Source organism: Massilia sp. 05N420 (assembly GCF_056397205.1).
In genome coordinates, this window is the sequence record NZ_JBFTMX010000186.1 from 1 (window position 1) to 436 (window position 436).

The 436-nt window shown below is 58.3% G+C and carries 1 protein-coding gene; it reads left to right on the top strand.

From position 1 onward, the window contains the following. Positions 1–249: 249 nt before the first annotated feature. A partial coding sequence (locus tag AC1DIX_RS27895; RefSeq protein WP_477328600.1) for a maltotransferase domain-containing protein occupies positions 250–436 on the top strand: 187 nt, incomplete at its 3' end.

The following is a 436-nucleotide window of genomic DNA, read 5'->3' on the forward strand; positions in this document are numbered from 1 at the left end:
TACGTGACTTCTCCGCAAGCAACCGCCATAACCTTAGCCGATCACGATGACCTTCGCGTGGCGGAGCGGGTGGGGATCGTGGTCATCAACCGAGACCTTCGCCGGCCCAGTCCCTTGCCCTGGGAAATTGTCTCACAGGCCGCAGCGCCTTTTTTTGTCCAAGCTCCCGGAAGCGAACCTAGATTCCTAGCGGCTGGAGAACTTCAACTGCTCAATGCGGCCGTAGGCGACGAGATTGTCAGCGAGAGCGTGTCTTCGCCGGGAGCGGCGTCTAATGAGTCGGAACGGATCGCAATCGAGAATATCGAGCCGCAAGTCGATAAAGGGCGTTTTGCCGCAAAGCGCGTTGTCGGGGAGACGGTTTCCGTCAAAGCGGACATTTTCGCCGATGGCCATGATCGGCTGGCAGCGTCTCTTCTGTATCGTGCCGTTGATG